The organism is uncultured Schumannella sp., assembly GCF_905479755.1.
Classification (GTDB): domain Bacteria; phylum Actinomycetota; class Actinomycetes; order Actinomycetales; family Microbacteriaceae; genus DCRR01.
The window spans coordinates 15322-31461 of the sequence record NZ_CAJQNT010000012.1; the positions used below are offsets into that span (position 1 = coordinate 15322).

Genomic DNA, 16140 nt, shown 5'->3' on the forward strand with positions numbered 1-16140 from the left:
CGGATTGGGTCGCTTCGCGGGCGACTCGGGGCTGTCGCCGCCGGACGGGACTGAGGTCACCCGGATCACTCCCTGCCGGTCAGATTCCAGGCGTCCTCGTCCGAGGGGCCCTCCTCCTCAGGATACCCACTCGTCATGGCCTCGATCGGGTCCACCGGGGCGGCGGGCGCGGCCGGGGCGGCGGCGCTCGCGCCGCGCGCGGGAGCAGCCACGGCCGGACCGTCGCCGCGCAGCTGCGCGAGCACCTCGGGAAGCTGCGCGGGCGTCACCAGCACGTCGCGCGCCTTCGACCCTTCGCTCGGGCCGACGATCTCGCGCGACTCGAGCAGGTCCATCAGGCGACCCGCCTTGGCGAATCCAACGCGGAGTTTCCGCTGCAGCATCGAGGTCGATCCGAACTGCGTGTTGACGACCAGCTCGGCCGCCTGCAGTAGCACGTCGAGGTCGTCACCGATGTCGGCGTCGATCTCGCGCTTCTCGGTGACCGCGGCGACGTCGTCGCGGTACTCGGGGCGTGCCTGCTCGGTGACGTGTTTCACGACCGCGTCGATCTCGTCTTCGGTCACCCACGCTCCCTGCACGCGGATCGCCTTGGAGGCACCCATCGGCAGGAACAGGCCGTCACCCTGGCCGATGAGCTTGTCGGCGCCCGGCTGATCGAGGATGACGCGCGAGTCGGTCATGCTCGACACCGCGAAGGCGAGCCGCGAGGGCACGTTCGCCTTGATCAGCCCGGTGACGACGTCAACGCTCGGGCGCTGTGTCGCCAGCACCAGATGGATGCCGCTCGCGCGCGCCAGCTGGGTGATGCGCACGATCGAGTCTTCGACGTCGCGCGGGGCGACCATCATCAAGTCGGCGAGCTCATCGACGACGACGAGCAAATAGGGATACGGCTGGAGGACCCGCTCGCTGCCCTCGGGCAGCTTGATCTCGTCGGCGAGCACCGCGCGATTGAAGTCGTCGATGTGCCGGAAGCCGAACGACGCCAGGTCGTCGTAGCGCATGTCCATCTCTTTCACGACCCACTGCAGCGCCTCGGCCGCCTTCTTGGGGTTCGTGATGATGGGGGTGATCAGGTGCGGGACGCCCTGGTAGGCGGCGAGTTCGACACGCTTGGGGTCGACGAGCACGAGTCGCACCTCGGCGGGCTTCGCCCGCATCAGCACGCTTGCGATCATCGAGTTGATGAAGCTCGACTTTCCCGATCCGGTTGCCCCCGCGACCAGGAGGTGGGGCATCTTGGCGAGGTTCGCGATCACGAAGCCGCCCTCGACGTCCTTGCCGAGACCGATCGTCAACGGATGCGCGGTCTTGGTGGCCACTCCCGAGCGGAGCACGTCTCCGAGCGACACGATCTCACGGTCGCGGTTCGGGATCTCGATGCCGATGGCGCTCTTGCCGGGAATCGGCGAGAGGATCTGCACCTCGTTGGAGGCGACCGCGTAGGAGAGGTTCTTCGCGAGCGCGGTGACGCGTTCGACTTTCACGCCGTGGCCGAGTTCGATCTCGTAGCGGGTGACGCTCGGCCCGCGGCTGAAGCCGGTGACCTTGGCGTCGACCTGGAACTGACCGAGCACGCCCGTGATCGCGGCGATGATCTCGTCGTTCGCCGAGGTGCGCGCCTTGGGCGGTGTGCCCGGGGCGAGCACCGAGGCGGGGGGCAGCCGGTAGGGACGTCGCGGGGTCGACGCGCGCGGCGCCGGGTCGACCTTCGGCACGACGACGGTGTCGCCGTCCTCGAAGTCGCCCGCCGCACCGCGTTCACTCGTGGACGCCGGGAAGCCGGGAAGCAGGTCGGCGAAGTCTTCGCGGATCTCGGTCGCGGCGGGGGCGACCTCGCCCGTGAAGCGCTTGACGGCGTCCTCGGCCTTCACGAGCTCGTCGAGCAGGTCGATGGTGAAGTCGTCGGGCTCGGCGGGCGTGGCCGACAGCGCCACCGCGTCGACGACCTCGGTCTTCTCGTCGCGGCCGATGACCGGGCTGTCGAAGGCGGCCTCGCCACGGTGCTTGTTGCGGCGCCACCAGGGCATCGAGTTCGGATCGTCCACCTCGAGACCGAGGTCGGTGAGCGAGCCCAGCTCGACCGGCTCCGTCTTCGCCTTCGGGTCGCGCTCGCCCGGCTCCGGCAGCTGGGCCCCGAACAGGTAGGCGTAGAGCTCGCCCAGGCGCGCGCCAATGCGGTTCGGCGGCGTCTTGGTCATGATGAGCAACGAGAGCAGCAGCAGCCCGCTCGCGACGACCACCCCGAGCCAGGCGACGCCGAACTGCACGAAGATCTGCCCGACCACCCAGCCGAGGATTCCGCCGCCGCGCGCGAGCGCCACCGCTCCATCGCTCGGCTGCGGCGCGCCGGCGAACAGGTGGCACAGCGCGCTGATGCTCGCCAGCAGGAGGCCGAGGCCGATCCCGATCCGGGTGTTGTCGTGAACGCTCGAGGGATGCCGGAACAGCCACACCGCGAACACCACCATGATGACCGGCAGCGCGAAGGCGACCCGGCCGAGCAGTCCTCCGAAGGTGTACGCGTCGAGCGCGATCGCGACCTCGTGCGTGGGGTTGAACCATTCGACGACGGCACCGGCGGCCGCCAGTAGCACCAGGAAGAACGGCACACCGTCGCGACGCTCGTCTTTGGCGAGGTTCTCTTTGCCGAACAGCCGCGCCGCACCGCCGACGGCCTGCGCGATCGCGAGGTAGGCGGTCGTCGCGAATCCCGGCTCGTCGCTCTGGGCACCCGCTCGCTTCGGCGCGGGGAGCTTCTTGGTCTGCTGTGCCCGCGTCGGCTGCGAACGCGCGCTCGAGGAGCGCGACCCGGAACGGGCGCGCGAACTCGTCGACCTGGTGCTCGTGGCCATGCCGTCACGGTACCCGGGGCGAACGACAGGGCCGCGGAGGCGGGGCGCGTGTCCCTGCGCGGACCGGCGCCGGGCGCCCGAATCAGTAGCGAATGGCGTCGATGACCTTGACCCGCACCGCGACGAGCGCGGGGAACAGGCCCGCAAGCGCCCCGACCCCGACCGCCGTGACCAACCCGATGATCGCCGCCTCGACCGGGAACGGCGGAACGTCCTCGACGAAGGCGAAGAGGTACTCGGCGGTGAGCGGGTTCTTCAGCACGAGAACGCTGAGCGCCACCCCGGCGATGCCCGCCACGGTCGTCGCGACGACGGACTCCATCATCACCGAGAAGAAGACGCGGCCCGCCGTGGCGCCGAAACTGCGACGGATGCCGATCTCGCGAATCCGATATTTCACCGTGACGAGCGCGATGTTGAGCAGCCCGAGCGCCCCGAGCAGCAGGATCAGCACCGCGACGCCGCCGATCATGAGCTTGAGCACGAGGAACGGGTCGCCGCCGTCTCCCCAGGTCTGGTAATCCTGGCGGTAGGCATCCACCTGGATGTCGTCACCGAGCGCGCCGGCGATGTCGCGGCGGACCGCCTCCTGCAGCGGTTCGGCGTTTTCGGGAGGCACCCACATCTCGAGGCTCGGGCTGACGTACTGCTGCTCCGAGTTCGCCACCAGCCGGTCGACGGCCGAGTAGAGGGCGGTCACGGTGGGCCAGGTGTCGTAGATCGACGAGGGCGTGATCCCCACGATCACGCCGGTCACCGGCTGCTCGCCGGAGAGCAGGTCGAGGGTCGGATGGGTCTGGAGCGCGGGCGACCCGAGCTGATTCCAGAGGTACTCGTTGATGATCACGGCGGGCGCGAGCCGGAGCTCGTCGCGATCGGTGAACCACTCCCCCTCGGCGAGCGAGACCCGGTGCATCGTGCCGTAGTCGGCATCCACCAAAAGCATGCTGCTTTCCAGCACGCCGTGCGGCGTCTGCACCTGCGTGCCGGTGTTGTAGACCCGGCTGGTCCAGGTGATCGAGTAGCGTTCGGCCGCGGTCGAGAACGCCTGGCCGAGATCCTCGGCGGCCGGAGCGCCGCCCGTGACCGGGTCGTAGGCGGTCACGACAACGAGGGCGGGGCGTCCGCTTGATCTCTCGTACTGCTCGACCTGCGACTGTTCGACGATGGCACCCCCGGCGACGACCGTCGTGAGGGCGGCGACCGCGACGCCGACCCCGATCAGACTCATCAGTACGCGAGTCCGGTGGATGCGCAGCTCCGACCACGCCTCGACGACCGAGCCGACGAGGCCGGTCCACCATCTCGTCACAGCGTCACGCCCCCGGCCGCGAGCGCGGCGACGCGAACCGCGTCGACCGGTCCCAGCACGCCGCGCTCGAGCCGGTAGTGCCGCCGCGCCAGGGCGGCGACGTTCGGGTCGTGCGTGATCGTGATGAGGGCCGCTCCCGAGGATTCGGCCACCCCATCGAGCAGTTCCATGACGGAGGCCCCGGTCTCGACGTCGAGGGCACCGGTCGGCTCATCCGCCAGGATGAGCCGCGGCCCGCGCACGAGCGCGCGGGCGATGGCGACGCGCTGCTGCTCACCGCCGGAGAGCTGATCCGGTGTGGACGCCAGCCGCCCGGCCAAGCCGACGCGGTCGAGCATCTCGGTGGCGAGCCGTCGTCGTTGCCAGAATTGGCGGCCGGTCGCATACAGCAGCGGCGTCATCACGTTGTCGAGCGCCGTCCGGCCCGGCAACAGGTTGAACTGTTGAAAGATGAACCCGATGTCGCGCCCGCGACGTCGGTCGCGCTCGCCGGAACTCAGCCGCGCGAGCGGAGTGTCGTCGATCTCGACGAGTCCGCTCGTGGGCTCGTCGATGAGCCCCAGGATGTTGAGCAGCGTCGACTTCCCGCTCCCGGACCTGCCCACGATGCTCAGGTGGTCGCCCATCTCGACGTCAAGATCGACCCCCCGCAGGATCTCGAGCGGAGGACCGTCCGGCAGGGTGACCTGGCGCGTGACGCCGCGCAGTCGCAGCAGCGGCATCAGCAGTCCTCGCCGATGACCTCGCCGGTTTCGGGATCGAGCACCGGGCGGCAGTCGCCGCCTTCTCCGATGAAGCCGCCGTCGATCGGGATCCCGTCGCCGCCGGGGGCGCCGGGAACGAATTGCAGGACCAGCTCACCCTCGACGACCCCGTCGATGATCTCGACCGAGATGCCGTCGTTGAGCCCGAGCGTCACTGCCCGCTCCTCCGTCGTGCCGTCCGGGAGCACGACGTACACGATCCCGGCCTCGGCCGCGCCAAGCACCGACGTCATCGGCAACGTCAGCACATTCTCGGCCACCCCGCCGGCGATCGTCATCTGCGCGGTGAGGCCCGCGAAGACGCGCACGTCCTTCGGGACGGTGCATCGCACCGTCGTCGTCGACCCGGCCTCCCCCGCGCCGTCCCCGGCGGTGGGGACGAGGATCGTGAGGCCCGTGCAGGCGAACGGCGCCGGCCCGCCGTTGATGGCGACGCTCGCCTCGGTGGGCTCCTCGACGAGTCGATACAGCTGCTCGGGCGGAATGGTCGCGCTGACCTCAAAGGTGGCGGGGGTGATCTTGGCAACCGCCGTTCCCGCCGCGACGCTCTCGCCGAAGAACAGGGTCGATCCCGACACGACACCCGAGGAGGTCGCCTCGAGCACGAGCCAGCGGGTGCCGCCCGAGCTCCCGTCGGAGTTGACGACGAGGGCCCGCACCTGGGCGAGCTCTTGCCCCTTTTTGACGGTGTCCCCGTCCTTCACCGACACCGAGCGCACCTCGCCCGAGAGGCTCGGCACGACCGAGATCGCGGGGGCGGGCGCGATCGAGCCCTCCAGCACGATGTCGTTGCTGATGGTGCCGAGGGTGACCGGGATCTGAGGCTCGATGATCTCGCCCGTCGGGAACTCCGGCGCCGCCGTGTCGGCGGTGTCGGCGAAGAACGCGAGCTTCACGAGCGCGGCGCCGATCGCCACCAGCACGATGAGCCGCAGGATCGGAAAGACCCAGGTTCGAGCGATCCCCATAGTGACTCCTAGATTCGTCGCCGCATCGTCGCACGGCGCAACGAGAATCCCTCACGGGAGACGTCTCATTGCACCACGAGATCGCCGCACGCGACACCCAACGTTGCGGGCGGCTGGAACGTCAGGTCAGAACGGGCACACGCCCGCGATGTTGTCGCTGGCCACGACGTTGAACGACCCACTGCCGACCGAGGCGTTGATGTACCGCACGGTGTCGGCCTCGCCCGGTTTCCAGTACGGCGTATCGAACAGCCCGTTCTCGCGCGCGATCTCCAGCTGGAGCTTGCCGAACTCGCCCTCGACGACCACGAGGTCGGTCAGATCGCCGGTGATCACGGTCGCGTCGGGGTAGGCGGCGAAGACGACCGAGTCGGGGTCACCGATCCGCACGCCCTTCGTCGTCGGGATGAGGAAGGTGAACAGGTCGATGCGCGTGATCACGCCGCCCGGCTCCACATTGACGCCGAAGTAGGCGGAGTCGTTCGCGTCGCGATACAGGTCGTTCGCGATCCACAACGCGGCGAGCGGATCGCCGACCACGATGCCGGCATCGAAGCCGGTCTGCTCGTCGGTGCAGGCGGCGGGGTCGAGGTGGATGAGTCCGAGTTCCGGATCGTCGTCGACGGGCTGGCCGAGCACGAGGTCGGCCAGACCATCCGGGCCGATCGCCAGATCTTCGAGCGCGATGGGTCGCGTCTCGGTCGGGGTCGGAGTGGCCACCGGACCCGCGTCGATCACGGTTTCGGTCGGTTCGGGGGCAGGCTCCTCCGGCGCGCAGCCGGAGAGCACGAGGGCAGCAATGAGGGCGGCGGAGAGGGCGGCGGCGCGGCGGCGCGAGGTGAGCATGGCTTACCGTAACCTGCCCGCGAGCCCCCGTTCAACCGGTCCCAGGCGCGGAGCTGCGGCTAAGCCTCGATGACGACCGGGACGATCATCGGACGGCGACGGTGCTGGGTGTTCACCCAGCGGCCGACGGTGCGGCGAACAACCTGGCTGTAGCCGTGCGCGTCGCGCATCCCGTTGTCCGAAGCTTCGGCAAGCGCCTTGATGATCTGCGGCCGCACGCTGTCGAAGACGTTCTCGTCTTCGGCGAATCCGCGCGCCTGGATCTCCGGCCCGACGATCACGCGCCCGGTCTGGGCGTCGATCGCGACGAAGATCGAAATGAAGCCCTCCTCGGCGAGGATGCGGCGGTCCTTGAGGTCGGCGTCCGTGATCTCACCGACGGTCGAGCCGTCGACGTAGACGTAGCCGAGATCGAGCTGACCGACGACGCTCATCTCACCATCACGCAGGTCGATCACGATCCCGTTCTCACCGATCACCGTGTTCGCGCGCTCGACCCCGGACTCGATCGCGAGCTCGGCGTTAGCGTGCAAATGGCGGGTCTCACCATGCACCGGCAGGACGTTCTTCGGCGTCAGGATGTTGTAGCAGTAGGTCAACTCGCCCGCGGAGGCGTGACCGGAGACGTGCACCTTGGCGTTGCCCTTGTGCACGACGTTCGCGCCGAGCTTCATCAGGCCGTTGATGACGCGGTAGACGGCGTTCTCGTTGCCCGGGATCAGACTCGACGCGAGGATGACCGTGTCGCCCTCGCCGACCTCGATGCGGTGATCCTGGCTCGCCATGCGCGCCAGCACCGCCATCGGCTCACCCTGCGAGCCGGTGCTCATGTAGACGACCTTGTCGTCGGGCAGGTTGAGCGCCTTCTTGAGGTCGATGAGCACGTTGTCGGGCACGTTGAGGTAGCCGAGTTCGGCCGCGATGCCCATGTTGCGCACCATCGAGCGGCCGACGAGGGCCACCTGACGGCCGCTGCGCGCCGCGGCGTCGAGCACCTGCTGCACGCGGTGCACGTGGCTCGAGAAGCTCGCCACGATCACGCGCCGCGTGGCGCGCGAGATGACGCTCTCCAGCACCGGGCCGATGTCGCGCTCACGGGCGGTGAAGCCCGGAACGTCGGCGTTGGTGGAGTCGGGCAGGAACAGGTCGACGCCCTCCTCGCCGAGCCGCGCGAAGGCGCGCAGATCGGTGATGCGACCGTCGAGCGGCAGCTGGTCCATCTTGAAGTCGCCGGTGTGCAGCACGAGGCCCGCGCTCGTGCGGATGGCGATCGCGAGCGCATCCGGAATCGAGTGGTTGACGGCGATGAATTCGAGCTCGAAGGGGCCGAGCTTCTCGGTCTGCCCCTCCTTGACCGCCATCGTGAACGGCGCGATGCGGTGCTCCTTGAGCTTTGCCTCGATGAGCGCGAGCGTCAGCTGCGAGCCGACGATCGGGATGTCTTTGCGCATCTTGAGCAGGTACGGCACGGCGCCGATGTGGTCCTCGTGACCGTGGGTCAGCACCACGGCGAGGATGTCGTCGAGGCGCTCCCGGATCGGCGTGAAGTCGGGAAGGATGAGGTCGACGCCCGGCTGGTGCTCCTCGGGGAAGAGGACGCCGGCGTCGACGACGAGCAGCTTGCCGTCGAGTTCGTAGACGGTCATGTTGCGGCCGATTTCGCCGAGGCCGCCGAGCGGCACGACGCGAAGGGTGCCGGGCTCAAGCGCCGGCGGGTCGAAGACCTGGTTCACTGTTCTCCTTGCGGGCGAGAGCCCGGCGTATTAGCGGGTCGTGCCCGCGACTTTCGGCAACGCGCCGCCCGCGGCCGCGTTGCGGTCGGGGCGGAAGCGCGACGGGTCGACGCCCGCGATGCCGGTGACGAGCGCGAGCTCGTCTTCGATGAGCGCTGCCTCGTGCTCCTCGGGCCCGACGAGCGGCAGACGCACGCGCGGGCTCGAGATGCGGCCGAGGCCGTGCAGGATGTACTTCGCCGCGACGGTGCCGGGCACGTGCGTCATGGTCGCACGCACGAGCGGCTCCAGGGCGCGATGCGCGTCGGTCGCCGTGCGCAGGTCGTTGTTGTTGACCGCGTCGACGATGGTTCGATACGAGGCGGGCGCGATGTTGGCGGTGACGCCGATGAGCCCGGCCGCGCCGATCGACAGATGCGGCAGGACGTTGGCGTCATCACCCGAGAAGTAGAGCAGGTCGGTCTGGTTGAGCACCCGGCTGACCTCGCTGAAGTCGCCCTTGGCATCCTTGATCGCCATGATGTTTGGGTGCTTCGCCGCGCGGAGGATCGTCTCGTATTTGATCTCAACGCCGGTCCGGCCCGGGATGTCGTAGAGGATCACCGGCAGATCGGTCGCGTCGGCGACCATGCGGAAGTGGGTCAGGATGCCCGCCTGGGTGGGCTTGTTGTAGTACGGCGTGACGATCATGATGCCGTCGGCGCCGACCTTCTCGCTGTGCTTGTACAGCTCGATCGCGTGGGCGGTCTCGTTCGAGCCGCCGCCGGTGATGATCTTGGCCCGGCCCGCCGCGACCGACTTGGCGACCTCGACGAGGCGCACCTTCTCGGGGTCGGTGAGCGTGCTCGTCTCACCCGTGGTGCCGGTAACGACGATGCCGTCGGCACCCTGAGAGATGAGGGAATCGATGTGCTTTTCGACGTCGTCCCAGTGCACTTCGCCGTCGGCCGTGAACGGAGTCACGAGCGCAACGAGCACCTGACCGAAAGGGTTTTCACGCGTCGACACGAAGTACAGGCTATCGGGCCGCGCGGCGGTAGCTCACAAAGCGGTAGCGCAATCCCGTGCGCGACTCCCACCACTCCCCCGGCTCGGCGGGAGCCGTGGCGACCGCGACCCAGTCCTCGTCGAGCTGCGGCGCATGCGCATCCCCGTCCACCTCGACGTCGATCTCGGTCACCTCGAGCCGGTCGGCACGAGCGATCGTGGCGGCGTAGAGCTGCGCGCCGCCCATCACCCATGCCTCGGGGCCGGCAAGCTCGAGCGCCTCCTCGACCGAGTGCGCCACCTCCGCACCCGGTGCCACGAAGCTCTCGTCGCGCGTGACGACGATGTTGCGGCGATCCACGAGCGGGCGAAACCGCGGGGGAATCGACTCCCAGGTCTTGCGCCCCATCACCACCGTGTCGGTGAGGGTCAGCGCCTTGAAACGCGCCAGGTCCTCGGGAAGGTGCCAGGGCATCCCCCCGTCGGCGCCGATGACGCCGCCGCGGGCCTGGGCCCAGATCAGTCCGAGCTCGGAGCGCGTCATACGGCGACGGCGGCGCGGATCGCCGGGTGGTGCTGGTAGTCGTGCACCACAAGATCCTCGAACTGGTAGTCGAAGATGCTCTCCCGCGGCGTCGTGATCTCGAGCCGCGGCGCGGGGTACGGGTCGCGGCCCAGCTGCTCGGTGACCTGCTCGAGGTGGTTGTCGTAGATGTGGCAATCGCCCCCGGTCCAGACGAACTCTCCGAGCTCGAGCCCGGTCTGCGCGGCCACCAGGTGGGTCAAGAGCGCATAGCTCGCGATGTTGAACGGCACCCCGAGAAACAGGTCGGCGCTGCGCTGGTAGAGCTGGCAGGAGAGCTTGCCCTCGGCGACGTAGAACTGGAACAGCGCGTGGCACGGCGCGAGCGCCATCCGCGGAATGTCGGCCGGGTTCCACGCCGAGACGATGAGGCGCCGCGAGTCGGGGTTGACGCGGATCTGCTCGATGACGTCGCTGATCTGGTCGATCTGCTCGCCGCTCGGGCTCGGCCAGGAGCGCCACTGCACCCCGTACACCGGGCCGAGATCGCCGCTCGGGTCGGCCCACTCATCCCAGATGGTGACGCCGCGCTCGCGCAGCCACGAGACATTCGAGTCGCCGCGCAGGAACCAGAGCAGCTCGATCGCGATCGACTTGAAGTGGACGCGCTTGGTCGTGATGAGCGGGAACCCCTCGGCGAGATCGAAACGCAGCTGGCGGCCGAAGACGCTGCGGGTTCCCGTCCCCGTGCGATCGGACTTGTGGACGCCCGCTGCCAGGGTCTCGCGCAGGAGGTCCTCGTAGGGTGTGGGAATCGTGCTCATCGAGTGCGATGCTAACCGACGTAGAGTGTTTTCGGATCGAGGAGGATGCCATGACGGTGACAAGCGAAGCCACGACTCTGTGGTTCGGGGATCTGACGAGCGGCTCGGGGACGACGTCACTGGACTCCTCGGATGCCGCCGAGTTCCCGGTGACCTGGGCCGCGCGCTCCGAGGGCGTTGCCGGGCAGACCAATCCCGAAGAACTCCTCGGCGCCGCCCACTCGGCGTGCTTCTCGATGGCGTTCTCGAACGAGCTCAGCTCGGCCGGCTTTCCGCCGGAGAGCCTGCAGGTGACGGCCGCCGTGACATTCCAGCCGGGCGAAGGGATCACCGGATCCCATCTGCTGGTCAGCGCCAAGATCCCGGACATCAGCGAAGAGCAGTTCGAGCGAATCGCCGAGAGCGCGAAGCAGAACTGCCCGGTCTCGAAGGCCCTGGCCGGGGTCCCGATCACGCTCGAAGCGAGTCTCGCCTGAGCACGCCGGCGCCGCTGCGCGTCCTCGTTTCGGGCGCCTCCGGGTTCATCGGCACCGAGCTGGTGCGTCAACTTCGCGCGCACGGCCACGAGGTGCGGAAGCTGGTGCGGCGCGAGCCGCGCGCCGCCGACGAGGTGAACTGGGCTCCGGCCTCGCGCACGATGGACTACCGCGTCATGGATGACGTGGATGCGGTGATCAACCTCTCCGGCGCCTCGATCAGCCGCATCCCCTGGACGCCGCGGTACCGCGCGGTGCTGCGGCAGTCGCGCATCGACACCACGCGGACGCTCACCGAGGCCATGAACATGGCCCGCACGCCCCCGCGGGTGTTCGTGAGCGCGTCGGCGGTCGGCTTCTACGGCGACCGGCCCGGCGAGCGCCTGACCGAGACCTCGAGCGCGGGCGACGGATTCCTGTGCGATCTCGTCACCGAGTGGGAGCAGGCCGCCACGCTGGCGCCGAAGGCGACCCGCGTCGTCCACGCACGCAGCGCCGCGGTCGTCGGCGCGGGCGGCGGGGCCTTGACTCCGCTTGCCCTGTTCACGCGGCTGGGCCTCGCCACCCGGTTCGGCACCGGCGGCCAGCACTGGAGCTGGATCAGCCGGCACGACGAGGCGGCGGCCCTCATCCACCTGCTCACGTCACCGCTTCGCGGACCGGTCAACCTCACCGCCCCGGTTCCCGCCACCTTCGACCGGGTGGCCGCGACGATCGCCACCGAGGCGCGGCGCTGGTACCTGCTGCGTGTTCCGGAGTGGGTGGTGCGACTGCTGCTCGGCGAAGCGGGTCAGCATCTGCTGCTCGACAGCGCCAAGGTGATTCCGACCCGCCTGCAGGCCGACGGCTTCGAGTGGGCGCATCCGAGCATCGAAGACGTGGTCGCGGCCGCGTTCAGCGAGCGTCGCGCTCGAGCCTGATCGCGGTGCGCGTCGCCCAGCGCGCACGCCGACGGTCGCCGCTTGCGTCGTAGACCAGGGCCAGTCGATACCACGCGCGCCAGTCGCCCGGCTCCGCCTCGACGGCCTGCTGATAGGTGGCAAAGACGGCCTGGGCCGCGGTGCGATCGACGCGACCGCTCGCCGAGGCCGGAATCTCCTCGTCCGGGAGTCCCCCCTCGGCCTCCAAACGGCGCGCAAGCTTCTCGGCGCGCACCCCGAAGGTCACCTCGGCCACGATCGTGCCCGCCGCCAGCAGCGGAAGCACGAGCAGGGCGATCCCGATCGCGACCGGGACGATGCCGTCCAGCCCGATCATGAGCACGCCGTAGCGCACGGCGAAGACCAGATACAGGCCGAGCAGCGCCGCCATGACGACCACCCCGATGCGCGTCGTCATCGATTCAGCCTCGCCGACGCGGGCCGCCGAGACCCAGCAGCTTGTCGAGTCCGACGGTGAGCCCGACATGCTCCCGCGTCGCGCGCATGGCGATCAGAATCCCCGCCTCGTAGGAGGAGTCGGAGAGCGTCTGGTGGCTGATCCGGACGGTCTCACCGGTGCCGCCGAACCGGACCTCCTGCTCGGCGAGCACCCCGTCCATCCGCAGACTGTGGATGGGAATGCTCGCGACCTGCTGACCCCGCGCGCGCTGATCGTTGTGCGGCGCCCGGACCGGACCCACCTCGGCCCGCGCGGTCCCGATGAGCTCGGCGGTGCGCACGGCCGTTCCCGATGGCGAGTCGACCTTCTCGGCGTGGTGACTCTCGACGATCTCGATCGAGTCGAAGTGCGGGGCCGCGAGCGTCGAGAGCCAGGTGGCGATGGCGGAGCCGAGCGAGAAGTTCGGCACGATCACGACACCGAGCTCGGGCACCGAGCGGAGCTTGGCGCGGAGCGCATCGATCCGGTCGGCGCTCCACCCCGAGGTGCCCACCAGGACGGGGATGCGACGCTCCAGCGCGGCATCCACGACGCCCGCCGAGACCGAGGGAATCGTGAGATCGACGACGAGACCGGCGCCCTCGATGAGCTCGATCGGGTCTTTCGATCCGACCAGCGCATGTACCTCGAATTCGGGATCCTGCTCGACGAGTCGTGTCGTGAGCGTTCCCATTCGACCCGAAGCTCCGACGATCGCGACGCGTGTGACCATGCGTTCATGCTATCGAGCCGAGGGCGCCGCGCTCGTCGGCGTAGCCTGGGCAGGTGCTGCAGTTCGTGCCGACCCCGACCTCTGACCCGCTCGCGCGCGAGTTGCTGACCGAGTACTTCACGAGCCGCCAGCTCGGCTTTCTCAGCCGGCCCGAAGGCTATCGCGTCGTGATTCCGGACGCCGCCGCGTTCACCCCGCCCGCGGGGGTGTTCTTCGTGGTGACCGGCACCTCGCCGGGCGATGACGAGGCAGCCGCGCTCGGCTGCGGGGGCATCCGGCTCCTCGACGCCGACCGCGCCGAGGTCAAACACCTCTGGATTCGCGAGACCGCGCGGGGGCAGGGCGCCGGACGCGCCCTCCTGCTCGCGCTCGAGCAGGCCGCGCGCGACCTCGGCGCGACGACCGCGGTGCTCGACACCAACGAAAGCCTCGAGGCTGCGCAGCAGCTCTACCGCACGTCCGGCTACGTCGACACGGCGCCTTACAACGACAACCCCAACGCGACCCACTGGTTTCGAAAGCCGCTGTGACCGAGCGCGCCGCCGGGCTCAGTAGGGCTGGTCGACGCTGAGCCCCGTCCGCAGTTCGGGCGGCAGGTGACCGAGGTCGTTGTGCGTCACGAGCACGGCGGGCTTGGCCGAGCGCACGCGAATGATCGTGAGGCCGCAGTTGGCCTGATTCACGCCGAGCCAGCGCCACGGCGCCGCCCCGAAGGTCTCACGCACGAACCAGCCGATCACGAAGTTGTGCGTGATCAGCAACTCGTGGCGGTCTTCGCGCGCGGGGGCGATCCACTCGGCACCGGCATCCGTCATCTGCGCTTCGCCGGCGGCGATCTCCTCCTCGGTGATCCCCCCGAAGAAGGCCTCGAAGCCGTGCGGCAGGTCGGGGGTCGGACCGGAGGGGATGCAGTCCATCAGCAGCGTGTGCGGCTGGATGGGTACCGCCGGCATGCGGGAACCGATGATCTGCGCGGTCTCCTGTGCGCGCTCGAGCGGCGAGGTCCAGGCGGCATCGAACGGCACGCCGCTCAGCCGGTCGGCGATCGCCTCGGCCTGTCGGACGCCGCGCGGGCTCAGCGGGCCATCCGGCAGTCCGTGTTCGGCATCCAACTGCTCGCCGTGGCGCACGAGGTACAGGTATCGAGACATCGAAGTTCTCCCAGAATCAGGCAGCGGTGGGCTCGACGTCGAGCTTCCGGAAGGTGTCAGGGTCGACCGCGCCGACCGCGGCGATCGACAGCGGACCCGCGACGAGCTCTGCGGCGAGTTCGCGCACCTCGTCCCGCGTGACGCGCTCGAGGCGCGCGAGCGTCTCGTCAAGATCGGCGAACTCCCCGAGCGTCAACTCACTGCGTCCCAGTCGCGACATCCGCGCGTCGGAGTCCTCGAGCGCCAGCGCCGAGGCGCCACCGAGCTGTCCGCGCGCGCGTTGGAGTTCCTCCGCGCTGATGCCCTCGGCCGCGAGCTTGCGGAATTCGGCGAGCATGAGCTCGGCCACCTCCCCCGCGCGCGCCGGCGAGCACCCCGCGTAGAGGCCGAAGAGTCCGGCGTCGGAGTATCCGGAGGCGAACGAGTAGACCGAGTAGGCGAGGCCGCGCTCCTCGCGGATCTCCTGGAACAGTCTCGAGGACATGCCCCCGCCGAGGGTCGAGTTCAGAATCGCGAGCGCGGGTCGCCGCTCATCCACGGCGGAGATGCCGGGGACGCCGAGCATTACATTGACCTGTTCGAGCGGCCGAGGCACTAGCCGACTCGCACCCCCGCCGGGGGCGCGTGGCGCCGCGACCGGATGCGTGACGTCGCTGCGCCGGGCAACGGGGGCCGCGGGTGCCTCGAGCGACCAGCCGGCCCGGTCGAGCGCCGCGATCGTCGCGGCGACCAGGTCGTCGTGGTCGATCGCACCCGCGACCGTCACGACGAGATCCTGCGGCCGGTAGTTCTCTCGGTAGTGCGCCCAGACGGCGTCGCGCCCGACCGCACCGATCGAGGCCGGGTTTCCGCCGATCGGCCGACCGAGAGGATGCTCTCCGAACACCGCCTCGAAGATCCGCTCCCCGACGACATCGCCGGGGTCGTCATCCGCCATCGCGAGTTCTTCCAGGATGACGCCGCGCTCGCTCTCGAACTCCTCAGAATCGAGCACCGAGGAGGTGAACATGTCGGCGAGCACCTCGATCGCCATCGGCACGTCGACATCGCGCACCTTGGCGTAGTAGCAGGTGTGCTCTTTCGCGGTGAGGGCATTGTGCTCGCCGCCGACGGAGTCGAATGCGACCGCGATGTCGAGTGCGGATCGCGTACCGGTCCCCTTGAACAGCAAATGCTCCAGGAAGTGGGTCGCGCCGTAGGTGACCGGTTCTTCGTCGCGTGATCCCACGGCGACCCAGAAGCCGACGGTTGCACTCTGGGCTCCCGGAACCTGCTCGCTGAGGATCCGAGCCCCGTTGGGGAGCACGGTCCGGCGGACCCGGGTCGACCCGGAAGCGAGGATCTCGAGTTCGGGAGTTTCCAGGGGGAGCCGCACTGCGCCGTTCATCACCGCGAGCCTACGTCATCCGTCCGACGGGGGTGCGCCCCGCGACACGCGGACCTGAGAATTCCCCAAAAGCCTCGCCGGGACTGCTGAAGGTTTAGGTGACTCCTGATCTGTGGTGATTCGTCGCCGCTGGAAGGATGTCCTCATGCCTAAGCCGTTCCCCAAGGAGTTCCGGGACGACGTCGTTGCTATCGCGTTGAAGCGGGAGTCCTCCTTCGC

Annotated in this window: 16 protein-coding genes; 3 read left to right on the forward strand and 13 right to left on the reverse strand. The window is 69.2% G+C overall.

Annotated features, from left to right (window positions below):
• Positions 1-65 precede the first annotated feature (65 nt).
• The 9 genes from QZ258_RS04130 to QZ258_RS04170 all read right to left on the reverse strand — a co-directional run bounded on the left by QZ258_RS04130 (position 66) and on the right by QZ258_RS04170 (position 10815).
• Positions 66-2858 carry a DNA translocase FtsK gene (locus QZ258_RS04130; RefSeq protein ID WP_294179276.1) on the reverse strand — a complete coding sequence of 931 codons (2793 nt, stop codon included), beginning with the start codon at positions 2856-2858 and terminating at the stop codon, positions 66-68.
• Between the two features lie 82 nt (positions 2859-2940).
• Complete coding sequence (locus QZ258_RS04135; protein WP_294179277.1) at positions 2941-4170, reverse strand: ABC transporter permease; 1230 nt, start codon at positions 4168-4170, stop codon at positions 2941-2943.
• Positions 4167-4892, reverse strand: a complete 726-nt coding sequence (locus QZ258_RS04140; protein WP_294179278.1) for an ABC transporter ATP-binding protein — start codon at positions 4890-4892, stop codon at positions 4167-4169. Before QZ258_RS04140 ends, QZ258_RS04135 begins: the two co-directional genes overlap by 4 nt.
• Complete coding sequence (locus tag QZ258_RS04145) at positions 4892-5902, reverse strand: efflux RND transporter periplasmic adaptor subunit (RefSeq protein WP_294179279.1); 1011 nt, start codon at positions 5900-5902, stop codon at positions 4892-4894. Before QZ258_RS04145 ends, QZ258_RS04140 begins: the two co-directional genes overlap by 1 nt.
• Positions 5903-6028: 126 nt before the next feature.
• Positions 6029-6748, reverse strand: a complete 720-nt coding sequence (locus QZ258_RS04150; RefSeq protein ID WP_294179280.1) for a hypothetical protein — start codon at positions 6746-6748, stop codon at positions 6029-6031.
• 59 nt (positions 6749-6807) lie between these two features.
• The gene (locus QZ258_RS04155; protein ID WP_294179281.1) at positions 6808-8481 is read right to left on the reverse strand and encodes a ribonuclease J; all 1674 of its coding nucleotides are present in this window, start codon (positions 8479-8481) and stop codon (positions 6808-6810) included.
• Positions 8482-8511: 30 nt separating this feature from the next.
• Entirely contained in the window at positions 8512-9489 is a 978-nt protein-coding gene (gene dapA, locus QZ258_RS04160) for a 4-hydroxy-tetrahydrodipicolinate synthase (protein ID WP_294179282.1), read from the reverse strand.
• Between the two features lie 10 nt (positions 9490-9499).
• Positions 9500-10012 (reverse strand): dihydrofolate reductase, encoded by a 513-nt coding sequence (locus QZ258_RS04165; RefSeq protein WP_294179283.1) that lies wholly within the window; start codon positions 10010-10012, stop codon positions 9500-9502.
• On the reverse strand, positions 10009-10815 hold the full coding sequence (locus QZ258_RS04170) for a thymidylate synthase (RefSeq protein ID WP_294179284.1): 807 nt from the start codon (positions 10813-10815) through the stop codon (positions 10009-10011). Before QZ258_RS04170 ends, QZ258_RS04165 begins: the two co-directional genes overlap by 4 nt.
• A 50-nt stretch (positions 10816-10865) precedes the next feature.
• Between QZ258_RS04170 and QZ258_RS04175 the strand changes: the two genes are divergently transcribed.
• Together QZ258_RS04175 and QZ258_RS04180 are read left to right on the forward strand one after the other, a co-directional pair.
• On the forward strand, positions 10866-11291 hold the full coding sequence (locus tag QZ258_RS04175; protein ID WP_294179285.1) for an OsmC family peroxiredoxin: 426 nt from the start codon (positions 10866-10868) through the stop codon (positions 11289-11291).
• Positions 11292-11305: 14 nt separating this feature from the next.
• A complete protein-coding gene (locus QZ258_RS04180) occupies positions 11306-12211 on the forward strand; it encodes a TIGR01777 family oxidoreductase (RefSeq protein WP_294179293.1) in 906 nt (301 codons plus the stop codon).
• On the opposite strand, the gene QZ258_RS04185 is transcribed toward QZ258_RS04180, so the two are convergent.
• Complete coding sequence (locus QZ258_RS04185) at positions 12186-12629, reverse strand: tetratricopeptide repeat protein (protein ID WP_294179286.1); 444 nt, start codon at positions 12627-12629, stop codon at positions 12186-12188. The genes QZ258_RS04180 and QZ258_RS04185 overlap by 26 nt on opposite strands.
• A gap of 4 nt (positions 12630-12633) precedes the next feature.
• Positions 12634-13383: a 4-hydroxy-tetrahydrodipicolinate reductase gene (dapB, locus tag QZ258_RS04190; RefSeq protein ID WP_294179287.1), complete on the reverse strand. Its 750-nt coding sequence runs from the start codon at positions 13381-13383 to the stop codon at positions 12634-12636.
• A gap of 53 nt (positions 13384-13436) precedes the next feature.
• On the opposite strand from dapB, the gene QZ258_RS04195 reads away from it, so the two are divergent.
• Complete coding sequence (locus tag QZ258_RS04195; RefSeq protein ID WP_294179288.1) at positions 13437-13913, forward strand: GNAT family N-acetyltransferase; 477 nt, start codon at positions 13437-13439, stop codon at positions 13911-13913.
• 18 nt (positions 13914-13931) lie between these two features.
• Here QZ258_RS04195 and QZ258_RS04200 read toward each other — a convergent pair whose 3' ends face one another.
• Positions 13932-14534, reverse strand: coding sequence for a histidine phosphatase family protein (locus QZ258_RS04200; protein ID WP_294179289.1), 603 nt, complete (start codon positions 14532-14534; stop codon positions 13932-13934).
• A 16-nt stretch (positions 14535-14550) separates the two neighbouring features.
• Positions 14551-15921, reverse strand: coding sequence for a pitrilysin family protein (locus tag QZ258_RS04205; protein WP_294179290.1), 1371 nt, complete (start codon positions 15919-15921; stop codon positions 14551-14553).
• Between the last annotated feature and the right edge of the window lie 219 nt (positions 15922-16140).